This window comes from Azospirillum doebereinerae (genome assembly GCF_003989665.1).
Taxonomy (GTDB): domain Bacteria; phylum Pseudomonadota; class Alphaproteobacteria; order Azospirillales; family Azospirillaceae; genus Azospirillum; species Azospirillum doebereinerae.
Window position 1 is genome coordinate 1 of the sequence record NZ_RZIJ01000008.1, and the last position, 16,506, is coordinate 16,506.

The 16,506-nt window shown below is 72.0% G+C and carries 10 protein-coding genes; 4 read left to right on the forward strand and 6 right to left on the reverse strand.

Annotation, left to right across the window (positions count from 1 at the left end):
- Both EJ913_RS11685 and EJ913_RS11690 read right to left on the reverse strand, forming a co-directional pair.
- The coding region (locus EJ913_RS11685) for an NAD-glutamate dehydrogenase domain-containing protein (RefSeq protein ID WP_244939328.1) at positions 1-2,534 on the reverse strand (2,534 nt) is incomplete at its 3' end.
- A gap of 142 nt (positions 2,535-2,676) precedes the next feature.
- Entirely contained in the window at positions 2,677-3,732 is a 1,056-nt protein-coding gene (locus tag EJ913_RS11690; RefSeq protein WP_126997978.1) for a transporter substrate-binding domain-containing protein, read from the reverse strand.
- 66 nt (positions 3,733-3,798) lie between these two features.
- Here EJ913_RS11690 and EJ913_RS11695 point away from each other — a divergent pair, with 66 nt between their 5' ends.
- Positions 3,799-7,269 (forward strand): ATP-binding protein, encoded by a 3,471-nt coding sequence (locus tag EJ913_RS11695; RefSeq protein ID WP_244939329.1) that lies wholly within the window; start codon positions 3,799-3,801, stop codon positions 7,267-7,269.
- Positions 7,270-7,331: 62 nt separating this feature from the next.
- On the opposite strand, the gene atoC is transcribed toward EJ913_RS11695, so the two are convergent.
- Positions 7,332-8,735: an acetoacetate metabolism transcriptional regulator AtoC gene (atoC, locus tag EJ913_RS11700; protein WP_126997980.1), complete on the reverse strand. Its 1,404-nt coding sequence runs from the start codon at positions 8,733-8,735 to the stop codon at positions 7,332-7,334.
- Complete coding sequence (gene atoS, locus EJ913_RS11705; protein ID WP_126997982.1) at positions 8,732-10,582, reverse strand: two-component system sensor histidine kinase AtoS; 1,851 nt, start codon at positions 10,580-10,582, stop codon at positions 8,732-8,734. The genes atoC and atoS overlap by 4 nt, the downstream gene beginning before the upstream one ends.
- Before the next feature lie 272 nt (positions 10,583-10,854).
- Between atoS and prs the strand changes: the two genes are divergently transcribed.
- Complete coding sequence (gene prs / locus EJ913_RS11710; RefSeq protein WP_126997984.1) at positions 10,855-11,754, forward strand: ribose-phosphate diphosphokinase; 900 nt, start codon at positions 10,855-10,857, stop codon at positions 11,752-11,754.
- Between the two features lie 35 nt (positions 11,755-11,789).
- Here the strand turns inward: prs and EJ913_RS11715 are convergent, their stop codons facing one another.
- On the reverse strand, positions 11,790-13,373 hold the full coding sequence (locus EJ913_RS11715; protein ID WP_126997986.1) for an alpha/beta fold hydrolase: 1,584 nt from the start codon (positions 13,371-13,373) through the stop codon (positions 11,790-11,792).
- Between the two features lie 180 nt (positions 13,374-13,553).
- On the opposite strand from EJ913_RS11715, the gene EJ913_RS11720 reads away from it, so the two are divergent.
- Together EJ913_RS11720 and ypfJ are read left to right on the forward strand one after the other, a co-directional pair.
- Positions 13,554-15,182: a class I adenylate-forming enzyme family protein gene (locus EJ913_RS11720; RefSeq protein WP_126997988.1), complete on the forward strand. Its 1,629-nt coding sequence runs from the start codon at positions 13,554-13,556 to the stop codon at positions 15,180-15,182.
- Positions 15,183-15,270: 88 nt separating this feature from the next.
- Positions 15,271-16,179 (forward strand): KPN_02809 family neutral zinc metallopeptidase, encoded by a 909-nt coding sequence (gene ypfJ / locus EJ913_RS11725; protein WP_126997990.1) that lies wholly within the window; start codon positions 15,271-15,273, stop codon positions 16,177-16,179.
- Positions 16,180-16,286: 107 nt separating this feature from the next.
- On the opposite strand, the gene EJ913_RS11730 is transcribed toward ypfJ, so the two are convergent.
- Positions 16,287-16,505, reverse strand: a complete 219-nt coding sequence (locus EJ913_RS11730; RefSeq protein ID WP_126997992.1) for a hypothetical protein — start codon at positions 16,503-16,505, stop codon at positions 16,287-16,289.
- Between the last annotated feature and the right edge of the window lies 1 nt (position 16,506).

Sequence of the window (16,506 nt, forward strand, 5' to 3'; positions counted from 1 at the left end):
TCGGTGCGGAAGTCCTCGCGGCGGTCGGACCAGCGGATGCCGCCGCGCGCGACCTTGCCGCCGCGCAGGTGGACGCCTTCCATGCGGGGAGAATAGACGAAGACCTCGACCCAGGGGCGGGGCAGGGGAAGCTCGTCGATGGCGCCGCTGTCGAGCTTGAGGGAGAGGTAGGGCTTGGGCTGTCCGTCGGGTGCGGTCTGGTAGGCGTTGGTGCGCAGGGTGGCGCGGACCAGCGTGACGAAGCGGCGCAGGATGCGGTCGTCGTCGAGGTTGGTGACGGCGTCGAGCGCGGTGTCGATGGCGTCGAGGATCGGGGCCTCGTCGCTGCGGTGCCTGGGGTCGAAGCGGGCGGCGAAGAGACGGGCGATCAGGCGGGCGATCTGCGGGTGGGCGGCCAGCGTGGCCTCGACGGTGTCCTGGGCGTAGGCGAAGCGGGCCTGCTTGAGGAACTTGGCGTAGGCGCGCAGCACGGTGACCTCGCGCCCCGACAGCCCGGCGCGCAGGATCAGCCGGTTGAACCCGTCATCCTCCATCCGCCCGTCCCACACGGCGGCGAAGCCGTCCTGGAAATGGCGCTTGGCGTCGCTCGCGTCGGCGGGCCAGGGCGTGGCGCTGCGGGTGGTGAAGTCGTGGATCCACACGGGCTCCTTGCCGCCGGCCGGGGTGACCGCGAAGGGCTCCTCGGTGATGACGCGGAGATCCATGTGCTCCAGCATCGGCAGCGTGTCGGACAGGGCGACCGGGCGGCCGACGTGGTGGATGGTGACGTGGCGCTCGTCCTCCTCCGCCTCCAGCGCGCGGCCGAGCGTGATGGCGAAGCCGTCTCCCGCCAGCGCCTGCTCGATCCGGGCGATGTCGAACACGGCCTGGACGGCGCTGTGGCTGTCGCGGTAGCCGACCGGGAAGGCCTCGGCGTAGCGGGCGGCGAGCGCCAGCCCGCGCTCCTCGCCGCAGGACTCGATCAGGGCGTCGCGCAGCCGGTCGCCCCAGCCGCGCGCGGCCTGGACGAGGCGCTGCTCCACGGCGTCCACGTCCACGGTGGGAAGCCCGCCGGGTCCGGCCTGGACGATGACGTGCAGGCGCGCCAGCGCGCCGTCGCCCATCTGGGTGTAGAAGGCGGTGCAGGTTCCGGCGAAGGCCTCCTCCAGGATGGACTGGATTTTTCGGCGCAGATCGGTGTCGAAACGGTCGCGCGGAACGAAGATCAGACCGGACACGAAACGTTCGAAGGGGTCGCGGCGGACGAACAGGGCCAGACGCTGGCGCTCCTGCAGGTGCAGGATGCCGAGGGCGGTGTCGTGCAACTCCGCCGGCTGGATCTGGAACAGCTCGTCGCGCGGGTAGGTCTCCAGGATGTTGAGCAGAGCCTTGCCGTCATGGCCCTGCGGGTCGAAGCCGGCGCGGGCGGCCACGTCGGCGACCTTGCGGCGCAGGATCGGGATCTCGCGCGGGCTGCTGTTGTAGGCGGATGCCGTGAACAGCCCAACCACCAGCCGCTCCCCGGCGATGCGCCCCTCGGCGTCGAAGCGCTTGATCAGCACGGCGTCCAGCGCCACCGGGCGGTGGACGGTGGAGGGGCGGCTCGACTTGGTGACCAGCAGCGGGCGCGGCTGGTGCAGGAACTCCCGCACCTCGGGCGCGAGGCTGGCGGAATGGCGCAGCCCGTCGAAGACGATGACCGCGTCGTCGCGCAGGATGCCGAGGCCGCTGCCCTCGATCAACTCCAGCGACGGTTCGTCGCCCGCCACGATCCGGTAATCGCGGGAGCCAAGATAGGTGAAGTGGTCCTCGTTCATCCAGGCGAGGAAGGCGGTTGCTTCGTCGGCTCCGTCGTCGGGCAGGACGTTGCGCGCGGCGCGGGTCAGTTCGGCCGATTCAGCGACGCGGGCGCCGATGGTGCGCCAATCCTCCACCGCCGCCCGCACGTCGGCCAGCACCGTTTCGAGTCCGGTCCGGATGCGCTCCAGCGCCGCCGGATCGCCGACCGGATTGACCTGGACGTGCATCAGCGATTCCGGCCGCGCGCCGATGGGTGCGTCCGCGCCCGGCTCGTACAGGCTGGTCAGCTCGCCCGAAGCGTCGCGCAGCACCGGCAGCACCGGATGGATCACCAGATGGACGGTCAGCCCCTGGCGGTGCAGCTCCGCCGTCACCGAATCGACCAGGAAGGGCATGTCGTCGTTGACGATCTCCACCACCGTCCGCCGGGCGTGCCAGCCGTCCTGCTCGACGCGCGGGGTGTAGACCCGCAGGGCGGGCTGCCCAGGCTGGCGGCGGCGCGCCGTCTGCCACATGGCGAGCGCGGCGCCGTAGAGCTGCTCGTCCGGGGTGCGCACGAGGTCGTCGGGGGGGACGTTGGCGTAGAACTGGTGGACGAACCACTCGACGGTCGACGCGCCGTTGCGCTCGATCCGCTCGTGGACGAGGCCGGCCACCCGGTCCAGCGCGTCGTCGATGCGCCGCCGCACCGGATCCTGTTCCGCCGTTGGGGATTCCATCACCGGGTCTTCCATCGTCTGAGCGTTCCGCGTCATCGTTCGACTTCCAGCCATAGCCTCGTGCGTGCCGCGCCCGACGTCGGACCGGCGCGTGACTATCCGCCCGGCGAATGAATGGAAATATGGCCTCTTTTGAACAGACCGTCAGCAATTGTGCATGGCTGTGGACGGCGGCGCCCTATTGAAACACCGGTGCGTAGAGCAGCCCGCCCTGGGTCCAGGGCTTGTTCGGTCCGCGCTCCATCTGGAACGGGGAGCGGGCGCCCAGGTTGCGCTCGAAGATCTCGCCGTAATTGCCGACCTGCGCGATGGCCTGATAGGCCCAGTCCGGCCGCAGCCCCACCTTGCGCGCCGCGTCCGGCAGGCCGTCGAGCAGGCGTTGAACCTCGCTGCCGCCGGTGATGCGCAGGAAACCGGCGTTCTCGCCGGTCACGCCCGCGTCGTCGGCCAGGATCAGCGCGAACATGGTCCAGCGCACCACCGCCAGCCACATCCGGTCGGTGTTGGCGGCCAGCGGCGCGATGGGCTCGCGCGAGGGCACCGGCGGCTCGGCGATGACGATGGCGTCGGCCGGCGCGTCGAGCGTGCGCAGCGCGGCGGTCAGCAGCGCCCGGTCGGTCGCCAGCGCCGTGCATTCCCGCCCGATGAACGCCTGCAAGGCGTCCGGCCAGGTCGGGAGGGGCCGCAGCGTCCACGGCTTCTCCCCGCGCGCCAGATAGGATTCCAGCGCCCAATGCGAGGTGGTTGCCGCCGGCACGCAGATGGTCGCCTCGCCGGACTGCAACGGGGAGCGCCCGTCCGGCAGCCGCCACGCGGCGATGCCCTGCTCGTCGTGGAAGACCGGCGGGCCGAAGTCGATGGGCAGCGTCGCGTCGCGCGTCAGTGTCCACGAGGTCTGGGCGAAGGACACGTCGACCTCGCCGGCGGCGACGGCGGCGAACTCCTGCGGCTTGGACAGGCGGCGGATCTCCACCGCGTCGGCCTTGCCCAGCACGGCGGCGGCGAGCGCCCGGCAGAGATCGACCATGAAGCCGACCGGCCGTCCGGAATCGTCGTTGGCGGCGAAGCCGGGGTTGAAGGACACGCCGCAGCGCACCACCCCGCGCCGCTCGATCTCGGCCAGCACGGGGGCGGTGTCGGGCGGGCGCGGAGCCGCGTTCTCGGCGGCGCGCGCCGGCACCGCCCACAGCGCGGCCAGCAGGCCGAGCGCGGTCAACAAACGGTGCAAGCCCATCCTTCTCCCCTTATCCGACGGCGGCGCCATGATACTCTGCCGGCACGGCCGCGCGAAAGGCGGCGCTTGGCGAAAGACGGAACCGGCATGGCGGGCGTGGTCAGGATCGGCCTCTTCAGGATCGGTGTCGGCGCCCGGCTGTACGGCGCGCTGGCCTTCAACGGGCTGGTCGCCCTGCTCATCGGGCTCGGCGCCTACGTCGCCTTCGACGGGCTGCACGCCGGCATCACCAGGGTCACGTCCGAACAGTTCCCCGCCGTCGTCGCCGCCGCCAAGCTGGAGCGCCAGCACCAGCGGATCATGCGCAGCCTGGAACAACTGGCCTTGTCGAACGACAATTTCGGCCGGGAAACGATCAACCAGGGGCTGTCCGACCAGCTTGGCGGCTACGACCGCCTGCTGGCCGAGCTGGAATCCGGCGACAGCCGACCGGCCCAGCGCATCGGCGGGCTGAAGCAGCAGCGCGACGAGATCCTGCGGCTGCGCGAGGCCATCGACCGGGGCGTCGCCGCCCGGATCGCCGCCCGCCGCGCCCTGACCGAGCGCGACCGCGACGTGAAGCGGGTGGCCGACGCGCTGGCCGACCCGGCCCTGCGCGGGCAGGAGGACCTCGCGGTCCAGCGCTGGCTGGCCAAGGCGGAGCGGCTGCTGTTCCTGACCGCGTCGGTCCACCAGACGGAGAACAGCTTCGGCCTGTCGCGGCTGGGCGACGGAGCCGTGGCGCAGCTGGCGGCGCTGGCCGGCGACCGATCGGCGTTGCCGGAGGAACTGCGCCCGCGCGTCGCCCAACTGACCGAGGGCATGCGCGCGGTGGTCGAAGGCGACCGCTCCGTCTTCCGCCAGCGTCAGGCCGAGTTGCAGGCGTCGGAGGCGCTGACCGGGCTGGTCGACCGCGCCAACCAGGTGTCGCTGGTCAACACCGGGCTGAACACCGGCATCTTCGTCGAGCAGACCCGCGCGGCGGAGGACAGCCGCCGGCAGATCATCGAGGTCTCCACCACCTACACCCGGCTGTTCTTCGCCTCGGTCGGCGTCGTGCTGGTCGGCATGGTCCTCAGCGTCGCCTATGTCCGCCGCAAGGTGCTGGCCCGGCTGTGGGCGGTCAGCGAGGCGATCCGCGACCGCACCGAGGGCGGGGCCGCCGACATCCCGGTCACCGGCACCGACGAGATCGGCGAGTTGGCCCGCGCGTTGCGCTTCTACATCCACGAGACCGGGGTCAAGAGCGAGGCGCTGCGCCGCAACGAGCAATGGCTGCGCACGGTGCTGGAGGCGGCGCCGGTGCCGCTGGTGATCTCCGGCCGCGACGACGGGCAGATCCGCTTCGTCAACCGCCGCGCCGCCGACCTGTTCGGCGTGGCGGAGGCGGCGATCCTGCTCGGCCGTCCGGCGTCGAGCGTCTGGGCGGCGCCGGACGTGCGCGAGGACTTCGTCCGCGACGTGTTCGCCACCGGCTTGGCGCTGGACGTCGAGACGGAGCTGGTCACCGAGTCCGGCGGCACCATCTGGGGCCTGCTGTCGGGCATCGCCTTCGAGTTCCAGGGCGAGGAGGTGCTGCTGAGTTCCGTCGTCGACATCACCCGCCGCCGCGAGGCGGAGGAGATGCTGCGGCGGACCCGCGCCTTCCTCGACGCGGTGATCGACAACGTGCCGAGCGTGCTCTACGTGCTCGATGGCGACACGGGCCGCGTCGTGCTGTGGAACCGCGCGGCGGAGGAGGCCTTCGGCACCGGCCGCGCCGCCATCCAGGACCGCGCGCTGCCGGACGCGCTGGGCGAGGAGACCGGGCGCGCGCTGGCCGGCGGGACGGCGGGGGCGCTGCGCTCGCTGGGGCTGGAGGAGCTGGTGCTGGCCCGCAATGGGGAAACGGGCAAGGGGGAAACGGCGGTCTACGCGCTCCAGCGCCACCCCTTCGAATGGTCGGGCGACGGGCGCTGCCACATCATCTGCATCGCCAACGACATCACCGCGTCCCGCCGGGCGCGCGAGGAGCTGCGGCAGGCCAAGGAGCGCGCCGAGCGCGCCGACGCCGCCAAGACCGAATTCCTCGCCACCGTCAGCCACGAGATGCGCACCCCGCTGAACGGCATCCTCGGCCTGTGCCGGCTGCTGCTGACCGGGCGGCTGGAGCCGGGGGAGCGGCGCTACGCCGTGTCGATCATGCGTTGCGGCCACGGGCTGCTCGATCAGGTCAACGACATCCTGGATCTGCGCAAGATCGAGGACGGCAAGCTCGACCTCGACCCCGGCCCCTGCGCCCTGCTGCCGGTGCTGGAGGAGGTGGTGGCGACGGTCGAGAGCCTCGCCAGCGAGAAGGGCATCGCGCTCGACCTCGACATCGCGGCGGACGTGCCGGAGCTGATCGTGGTGGACCGCCAGCGGTTGCGGCAGATCCTGGTCAACCTCGTCGGCAACGCGGTGAAGTTCACCGAGCGCGGCGGGGTGGATCTGCGGGTCGGGCTGGCGCGGGAGGACGAGGGAGAACGGCTGACCGTCAGCGTCCGCGACACCGGCATCGGCGTGCCGCCCGACCGCCGCGCCGCCATCTTCGAGAAGCTGGAGCAGGCCGACCCCACCATCGCCCGGCGCTTCGGCGGCAGCGGGCTGGGGCTCGCCATCGTGCGGCACCTGCTGGACGCCATGCAAGGCACCATCGCGGTGGACAGCGCGGTCGGTCTGGGCAGCATCTTCACCGTCACCATCCCGCTGGAGCGGGTCGCGGCCGTCGCCCTGCCGGAGGCGCCGGGCCGGCTGCTGCCGATCCACCGGGTGCGCTCCCTGGCGCTGCTGCTGGTGGAGGACGACGCCATCAACCGCGAGGTGGCGCTGGGTCTGCTGTCCGACGCCGGGCACCGGGTGACCGTCGCCGAGACGGGGGAGAAGGCGCTGGCGCTGGCGGCGCAGCGGCGCTTCGACGCGGTGCTGCTCGACATCCGCCTGCCCGACATCGACGGGCCGGAGGTGGCGCGCCGCATCCGCGCCCTGCCGGACGACGACCGCGCGGCGGTGCCCATCGTCGCGGTGACGGCGAACGTCTTCGCCGCCGACCGCGCGCGCTACCTCGCCGCCGGGATCGACACGGTGATCGAGAAGCCGATCTTCCCGGAGCGGCTGATGCACCTGCTGTCCAACAGCGTGCCGATGCGCCCGGAGCCGGCCGCCGAGCCCCGGCCGGTGGCGGCGGTTCCAAGGGAGGCGACGGTGAACGAGGAGATCCTCGACCGCTACGTCCGCTCGCTGGGGGCCAAGCGCTTCGCGACCATCCGTGGGCTGCTGCTGGAGGCGGCGGCGGACGGGCTGCCGCGTCTGGCGGCACCCGAGACCGCGGACGCCGACCTGGAGGACATCGCCCACCGGCTGTCCGGTGCCGCGAGCCATTTCGGGTTGACGGCCTTCGTCGGGCTGATGCGCGCGGTGGAGGACGGCGTCCGCGAAGGGCGCCGCGACGAGGCGCAGGCCTTGGCCGCCACGGCGGCCGAGGCGTTCACGCGCGGCGTCGCGGCGATGGACGCGCTGTGCGGCGCGATGGCGGGGTGAGCGCCCCTTGGGCGGGGAGGGGAGGGTGAGCGGCCCGAGGGCGGACCATACCCCGGCTCTCCTTACGAAATCCCGTATTCCTGGAGCTTGTAGAGCAGTGACCGCCGGCTGATGCCGAGATCCTGCGCGGTGCGCATGCGGTTGCCGCCGTTGCGCGCCAGGGTTTCCGCGACGACGCGGGCTTCGAAGCGGCTGACCTGGTCGCGCAGGGGCGTGCCGCCCGCGACGGGGGGGTGGTCCGGCTCGGGCGACGGGCCAAGGGACGGCTCGGCGGGATCGTCGCCCCGGCAGGCGAGCTGTTCGGGCAGATCCTCGCAGAAGATCAACGGACCGGTGCTCATCACCACCGCGCGCTCGACGGCGTTCGACAGTTCGCGGATGTTGCCGGGCCAGCCGTGCGCCATCAGGCAGGCCATCGCCTGGTCGTCGAAGCCGGTGACGTCGATCCGGTTCTCCGCCGCGAAGCGTTGCAGGAAATGGCTCGCCAGCAGCCGGATGTCCTCGGGCCGTTCGCGCAGCGGCACCGTGCGCAGGGTGACGACGTTGAGCCGGAAATACAAATCCTGGCGGAACTGGCCCTGGCGGACCATCTCCTCCAGGTTCTTGTTGGTCGCCACGATGACGCGGGTGTCGATCCGCACCAGATCGGTGCCGCCGACCCGCTCGAACTCGCGCTCCTGCAACACGCGCAGCAGCTTGACCTGCAAACTCGCGGAGATGTCGCCGATCTCGTCCAGGAACAGGGTGCCGTGCTCGGCCTGCTCGAAGCGGCCCCGGCGGCGGGCGGCGGCGCCGGTGAAGGCGCCCTTCTCGTGGCCGAAGAACTCGCTCTCCAGCAGCCCTTCCGGCACGGCGGCGCAGTTCACCTTCACGAAGGGGCCGGCGCTGCGCGGGCTGTTGTAGTGGATGGCCGCCGCCACCAGCTCCTTGCCGGTGCCGCTCTCGCCGGTGACCAGCACGGTGGCGGTGCTCTTGGCGACCTTGGCGATGGTCTGCAACAGCTCGGCCATGCGTGGGCTGGCGGTGAGGATGCGGTCGGTGCGGTAGCTGGCCGACAGCTCGCGGTGCAGGACGGCGATGTCGTCGCGCAGGCTGCGCATCTGCAACGCCCGCCCGACCAGCAGCAGCAGCTCGGCGATGTCGAAGGGCTTGATGATGTAGTCGAAGGCCCCGTCCTTGATCGCCTGGACCGCCGTTTCGACTTCGGCGTAGGCGGTCATCAGGATGACGGCGGTGGCGCGGTCGATCTTGCGCATCTCGGCCAGCGCCTGGAGCCCGGTCATGCGCGGCATGCGGATGTCCATCAGCACCAGCGCCGGCCGCTGCGCGGCGAAGGCGGCGACCGCCTCCACCCCGTCGGCGGCGGTGGTCACGGCGAAGCCCTCGCGCGACAGCACGGCTGCCAGCATCTGGCGGATCGCCTCGTCGTCGTCCACGACCAGGGCGGTGGGAAAGGGAGGGGTCATGACGATTCCGACAGGCTGTGGACGAAGGGAAGCCGCAGGGTCACCGTGGTCCCGGCGCCGGGCGTGCTGGCGACGGTGATGGTCCCGTTGTGAGCATCGACGATCCGGTGGACCATCGCCAGCCCCAAGCCGGTGCCGTTGAGCTTGGTGGAGAAGAAGGGGTCGAACACCTTGTCCAGATTCTCGGGCTCGATCCCGGCGCCGTCGTCCGCCACCACGACGACCGCCTCGCGCCCGTCCTCGTCGTCGGTGGCGATGCGGATGGTTCCGGTCTCGGCGATCGCCTGGGTGGCGTTGATGATGAGGTTGAGGACCACCTGCTTCAGCGCCTCGCCGTCGGCCTCGACCAGCGGCAGGCCGGGCGCCAGTTCCAGGACCACCTGCGCGTTCGACTTGCGCCCGGCGAGCAGCGAGACCTCGCGGATCAGGTCGTTGATCTGCACCGGCCGGATCGAGGGCGGGCGCGGGCGCCCGAACTCCAGAAGCTCGGTGACCAGCCGGTTCAGGCTGTCCACCTGACGCACGATCAGGGGGGCGTAGCGCTGCCACTCCGTCACGTCGTCGGAGCTTCCCAGGAACTGCATGAAGCCGCGGATCGAGGTCAGCGGGTTGCGCACCTCGTGGGCGATGCCGGCCACCAGCTCGCCCAGCGCGGCCAAGCGGTCGGCGCGCATGATCTGCGTCCGCAGGCGGCGTTGCTCGGTCAGATCCTTGAGGACGACCACCGCCCCGATGGTCTGGTCCCGGCTGTCGCGCAGCAGGCTGCTGCTGACCGCGACGTGCAGGGTCTGCCGCGTCGTCGGCAGGTCGAGCGGCACGCCGATGTGCTCCTGCCCCGTCTCCAGGGTGTCGAGCAGGGCGCTGGCGAATCGCCCGTCCGGCTTGAACAGCGCGCCGTAGGGCTGGCCGAGGACCTCCGCCGCCGTCCAGCCGGTCATCTGCTCCGCCGCCGGGTTGAGCGCGGTGACCCGGCCCTCGCGGTCCACCGCGACCACGCCGTCGGCGATGCTGTGCAGGATGTTCTCGGTCAGCGTGCGGGCGTCGAGCAGGGCGCGCGCCATGCCGTTGACCTCGACGGCGATCTCGCCGACCTCGCCCGGCGGCGGGCGCAGGGCGTGGCGCAGATCGGTCCGCATGCGGGCCAGCCCCCGGATGATCCCCTGGATGTCGCGGTCCAGCCGGCGCGACATCACCAGCGTCAGCAGCAGCCCCAGCAGGATCCCCCCGGCGCTGACCGCCAGCACGGCGCGGTCCATCGCGGCGGCCTGACGCTCCACGTCGTCGGACAGCTCGTTGGCCCAGATGTAGCCGATCACCGCGCCGTCCCGCGTGACCGGCCACATCGCGTTCAGGATCAGGCCGCGCACCTGCGGCCCGGTCTCCAACGCCTTTTCTCCGCTGTCCAGCACCGTCCAGCCGGGATGGTCGGGCGGGATGGTCGTCCCCACGGTGCCGCTGTACTGGCGGCTCGGCCCGTAGGTGACGATGGCGTTCAGCGCCTTGCTGTAATAGCCGACGCCGACGCCGGGGTTGGCCTCGGCGACCAGATCGGTGAAGGGGGTGAGCGCCGCCGACAGCCGCCCGATCGCCGCCTCCCGGTTCGCGGGCGGCGCGCCCTCCGCGCCGGCCAGCCACGGGTCGAAGCCGGCGCCGAGATGGGCGTCGAGGATCCGGGTCAGGCCGAACAGCTTCTCCCCCTTCTCCCGCAGCAGCGCGTGGCGGCCCTCGTGCTCCAGCAGGTAGCCGGCGACGGAGATCGGCACCGACACCACGGCCAGCGAGATCAGGAACAGCCGGCCCCGCAGGGTGCTGGGCAGGCAGCCGCGAAGCCACGGGAGGAGACGCACGGGATCGGAACTCCGGCAAGGCGGCGGGTGGCGGGAGCGGACGGGCGCGGCCGTTCCTGGACAGTGGTGTACAGCCGCGATGCCGGAACCGGAACCCCGCCCGAACGGCCAGACGCATAGACCGATCCGGACATGGAGCGATCCGGAGATCGATCCGGACTAGGGATAACCTCCGATTGCCCTGCCCTTCGCCCCGATTGACCTTTCGTGGTTTCCTGCGCCAAGCTTGCCCTCGGCCCCGGCTTGGGGCATGGCGATGGGGGGGACGGGGCATGGCCCGCTACACGGGCGTTTACGGATTTCCGGAATCGGCGCAGGCGGCCCAAGGATTGGCCGACGCGCTCGGCATTCCCTGCCACATCGCGGAGCTGCACCGCTTCCCCGACGGCGAGAGCCTCGTCCGGCTGCCGCAGCCGGTGGAGCGCGCCATCGTCTACCGCTCGCTCGACCAGCCCAACGACAAGCTGGTGGAGCTGACGTTGGCCGCCTCCGTCCTGCGCCGCCAGGGCGCGACGGAGCTGTGCCTCGTGGCGCCCTACATGGCCTACATGCGCCAGGACGCGGTCTTCAAACCGGGCGAGCCGGTCAGCCAGACGGTGATCGGCGACTGGCTGGGCCGCTGCTTCGACCGCTTCGTCTGCGTCGAGCCGCATCTCCACCGCACCCATTCGCTGGACGAGGTGTTCGTCGGCCGCCCGTCGCGCGCGCTGACCGGAGCGGGGCCCATCGTCGAGCGGCTGCGCGCCGACGGCGTGCCCGCCGACACCGTCGTCATCGGCCCCGACGAGGAGGCCGCCCCGCTGGTCGAGGCCGTCGCCGGGCCGCTCGGCCTGACCGGGATCGTCGGGCGCAAGGAGCGGCGCGGCGACCGCGACGTGACGGTGGCGCTGCCCTTCGACGCGCCGCTGGCCGGGCGCCCGGCGGTGATCGTGGACGACGTGATCAGCTCCGGCGAGACGATCTTCTCCTGCGCGCGGGCGGCGCGCGGCCTGGGCGCCGCGTCGCTGCGGGTGTTCGGCGTCCACGCCCTGTTCGGCGAGGCCATCGCCGCCCGTTTCGAGGCCGAGGGGCTGGGCCGGCCGCTGTCGGGCGACGGCGTGCCCCACCCGACCAACGCCCTGCCGTTGGCCGGGATGATCGCCGACGCCATCCGCTCCTTCGAGCGGGAGTAGCGGCGGGGCCGCGCCGCGCTTCCGGTCGTCGTCGCCTACCCCCGCAGGAAGGCGTCGTAAACGCCCAGCGTCTCGGTCACCGCCGCCTCCGTCTGGCCGGGGTACCAGACGGTGGCGGGGGTGCCGGTCACCACGGTGCCGGCGGGCGCGATGCGCTTGGCCTCCACCAGCCCCTCGACCAGCATGTCGGCGGGGCCGGCGCAGATCAGGGCCGGGCGGGTGAGCCGGGGCAGGCGGGCGCGGGTGTCGTATTCGAAGGCCGCGCGGTAGGAGCGGTCGTAATGGAGCCCGCTCTTCAGCAGCCCCAGCACCCAGTCGTGCAGAATCTCCGGCTCCGGCACGCCGAGCGAGCGGCCGGCGGCGCGCTCCTGTCGATACCACGGCCAGAACAGGAACATGTCGCGCCGCATGTTCCAGGCTTGCAGCAGGTGCAGCCCCCAGCGGTCGGGCACCAGCGGCGGGAAGTAGTTCTCCAGGATGTCGGCGCTGAAGCTCGGCGGCAGCAGCACCGGCGCTTCGAGCACGACGCGGCCGACCCGCTCGGGGTGGCGGACCGTCAACTCCAGCGCCACCAGCGCGCCGGTGTGCGTGCCCCACAGGTCGAAGCTCTCCAGCCCCAGCGCGTCGGCCACCGCCAGCGCGTCGTCGGCGAGCGCGCCGATGTCCACCGCCCGCTCCGGCTTGTCGGAATCGCCGTTGCCGAGATAGTCCGGCGCGATCACCTCCCAATCCTTCGCCAACCCCCGGATCAGCGGCAGCAGCGGCGCCGACGACCCCGGCGCGGATTGGAAGGCGAGCAGCGGCCGTCCGCCCGTCCCGCAGCGGCGCAGATGCACCCGGCCCTTGGGCGTGTCGACGTAATCGTGCCAGACCAGGGCCGGGTCGGCGAAGGGCCGGGCCGGCGGCACCGGGCCGCTTGCCGGCAGGCTCGCGGCCAGAGCGGCGAGCCGGGCCGGAAGATCGTCCGGGGTCGTCCGCGTCGCGCCGTCCCCGGCGCTCGGCATCGCCCCGGCGCACAACGCCCACAGCGCCTCGTAGCGGTGCGGGGCCACGGCGGCGGCGATGACCGTGGCGGCGAGATCCGCCGCGTCCGGCAGCGGATCGCCGTTCAACGCCGGCAGGCGGGGGTCGCGCGGCTCCAGGATGTGGGCGTCGCGGATGTGCGCGGACAGCACGGCGAGGTGGGTGCCGTCGGGGCGCGGCGCCAGCGCGGCCGGGCGCAGGCCGCGCGCGGCCCAGCCCTCGGCCGCGTCGGCGTTGGCGAGCAGGATCGCCTCCGGCGGCGTGGCGAGGGCCTTGCCGAGCGCGACCGCCAGCGGGGCGGCGAGGTCGAGGGCCAGCACGGCGCAGGCGCCGATCCCGATGGATCGCGCCGCCGTGGCGATCCGCGCCGCCAGCGCGCCGATGTCGTCCTCCGGTGTCCAGGCGTGCGCGGAGCCGCCGATCCCCGGCAGCTCGATCACCTTCACCGTCCAGCCCGGCAGGCGCGCGGCCAGGGTTTCGGCGCAGACGGAGGCCGCCGTGATCAGGCCGGGCAGCACCAGCAGATCGGGGCCGCTGCCGCCCCGCCACAGGCGCAGCTGCCCGGCTTCGGTGGTGACGTAATGAGGTTTCGGCATGGTCGTCCTCCCCTGGTTGGCCGGCGCGGCGGCCCGCCACTGTTGCGGCGGCGGATTGTGCCATTGTTTGACACTCAGTTCACAGGATGACATAATTTTGGAAATCACGACAAGCGCGACGCGGTGGCCCATCGATGGTGGCTCCGCTGGAGACGCTGCAAATTCACGAGGGAGACGAGCATGGCGTGGCCGGACGGTGAGGGCTTTCCCAAGCGGCGCGAGCTTCTTTTCGGCACGCGCCTCGTACCGTGCTACAGCGAACGGCCAAAGACGCTCGACGCGATGTTCCGCGCCGCCGTGGAGCGGGCGCCCGGCAACGAGGCGATGGTCGACGGCGCGCGCCGCTACAGCTACCGGGATCTCGACGCGCAGGTGACCAAGGCCGCCGCCGCGCTGGCCGCGCGCGGCGCCGTCCAGGGCGACCGTCTGGCGCTGGTGCTGTCCAACCGGGCCGAGTTCCTGATCGCGCTCTTGGCGGCGACGCGCATCGGCGTCGTCGCGGTCCCGGTCAGCGCGCGGGAGCAGAAGCCCGGCATCACCGGCATCCTCAACGATTGCGAAGCCAGGTTCCTGGTCCACGACGCCGAGCTGACGGACCGCATGCCGGACGCCGACGCGGTGCCGTCGCTGGCGCTCCGCCTGTCCGTGGGGGCCGCCGCCGGGGCCGCCGGCCGTTTCGAGGATCTGCTGGACGGACCGGACGCGGCTCTGCCCGCCGTCGCCTGGGGCGAGGAGGACACCGCCGTCATCCTCTACACCTCGGGCACCACCGGCAAGCCGAAGGGCGCGCTGCTGGCGCACGTCAACATCATCCACTCGGCGATGCATTTCGAGGAGTGCTGGCGGTTCCGCGACGGGGAGCGGGCGGTGCTGGCGGTTCCGGCCTCCCACGTCACCGGGCTGGTCGCCGTGGTGCTGGCGATGGTGCGGGTGGCCGGCTGCGTGATCCTGATGCCGGCCTTCGACGTGAACGGCTTCCTCGCCTTGGCCAGCCGGGAACGGATGACCAACACCGTGCTGGTGCCGGCGATGTACAACCTCGCCCTGCTGCGCGGCGATTTCACTAGGCACGATCTGTCGTCCTGGCGGATCGGCGGCTTCGGCGGCGCGCCGATGCCCGAGGCGACGGTGGAGGCGATGGCCGAGCGGCTGCCGGCCCTGCACCTGCTGAACGCCTACGGCTCGACCGAATGCGCGACGATCATCGCCGTCGTTCCGGTCGGCCACACGCGCGCCTGCCTCGACGCGGTGGGGATGTGCGTGCCCTGCGGCGACCTGCGCGTCGTCGACGAGGACGGGCGCGAATGCCCGCCGGGCGCCACCGGCGAGGTGTGGATCCGCGGACCGATGACCATCCGCGGCTATTGGAACCGCGAGGACGCCACACGCGACAGCTTCGTCGACGGCTATTGGCGTTCCGGCGACATCGGCTCGGTCGACGCGCAGGGTTATGTGCGTCTGTTCGACCGCAAGGGCGACGTCATCAACCGGGGCGGCTACAAGATCTACAGCGTGGAACTCGAGAACGCGCTGGCCCGCCACCCCGAGGTGGTCGAGGTCGCGGCGGTCGCCCATCCCGACCCGGTGATGGGCGAGAAGATCCACGTCTTCGTCATCGCCAAATCCGCCGCGCTGACGGCGGAGGACGTGAAGGCCTTCTGCCGCGCGGCGGTCGCCGAATACAAGGTGCCCGACCACGTGACGCTGCTGGAGGACGCGCTGCCGCGCAACGCCAACGGCAAGGTCACCAAGCGGGTCCTGCGCGACCGGGTCCTGAGCGGCGAACTTGGGGGCGGGCCGGCGCGCTGAGGCGGGCGGCCGTCAAAAGCGGACAGGCCGAGGAACGCGCGGTCGCCGCCGGGGTTTGGTCTCTGCACAAGAAAGCGGAGGCATGGTCATGCGGTGGCAAGGGGGACGCGAAAGCGAGAACGTCGAGGACCGGCGCGGCCAAGGTGGGCTTGGCGGCGGCGGGGGCTTCGGCGGTGGCCTGCCGGGGGGCGGCATCCGCATCGGCCGGGGCGGCTTGGGCGTCGGCGGGGTGATCGTTCTGGTCGTGGTGTCGCTGTTCCTGGGCATCGACCCCATGGAGGTCCTGAACGGCGGCGCGCCGACCACGCAGACCGGCTCCGTGCGCGAGGACGCGCCGCGCGGCTCGGCCGACGACGAGTTGAGCCGTTTCGTGTCGGTGGTGCTGGCCGACACGGAAGACACCTGGACCGGCCTGTTCCAGCAGATGGGCCGCCAATACCAGGACCCCAAGCTGGTGCTGTTCAACGGGGCGGTCAACTCCGGCTGCGGCAGCGCCGAGGCGGCGATGGGGCCGTTCTATTGCCCGCTGGACCGCAAGGTCTACATCGACCTCGGCTTCTACCGGGACCTGCGCGACCGCTTCAAGGCGCCGGGCGACTTCGCCCAGGCCTATGTCATCGCCCACGAGGTCGGGCACCACGTGCAGAACCTGCTGGGCATCTCCGATCAGGTCCAGGCGGCCCAGCAGCGCGCCGGCGGGCGGGCGGCGGCGAACGCGCTGTCGGTGCGGCTGGAGTTGCAGGCCGACTGCTTCGCCGGGCTGTGGGCCAACCACGCCAACCGCGACCGCAAGATCCTGGAGCCGGGCGACGTCGAGGAGGCGCTGACCGCCGCCAGCGCCATCGGCGACGACCGTCTGCAACGCCAGTCGCGCGGCGGCGTCTCCCCCGACAGCTTCACCCATGGCAGCTCCGAGCAGCGCGTCCGCTGGTTCCGCACCGGCTTGGAGAGCGGCGACCTGAAGCGGTGCGACACCTTCGCCGCCGACCGGCCATAAGCCCGTTCGGCCGGAACGGTCTCGAAGGCTCCGTCCTGCGTTCCAGGACACCCCAATGAAAAAAGGCGCCTCCCCTTGGGGAGGCGCCTTTTTCGGAGCGGAACCGATCAGTCCTCGGCGGGACGGTTGGCGGCGTGGTCGCGGAGCTGGTCGGTCTGGACGGTCTTGCTGTCCAGGCCGCGTTCGTCCGAATGCCGGGACTTGTCGCGGTTGGAGAGGACCATGTTCTCGCCGATCGCGCCCTCGGGAAGGTCGGTGGTGGCGCCGACCCCGGCGCCCTTGCCGTGGGCGCCCGGACCGATGTGCTTCTTGCTGGCGTTCGCCATG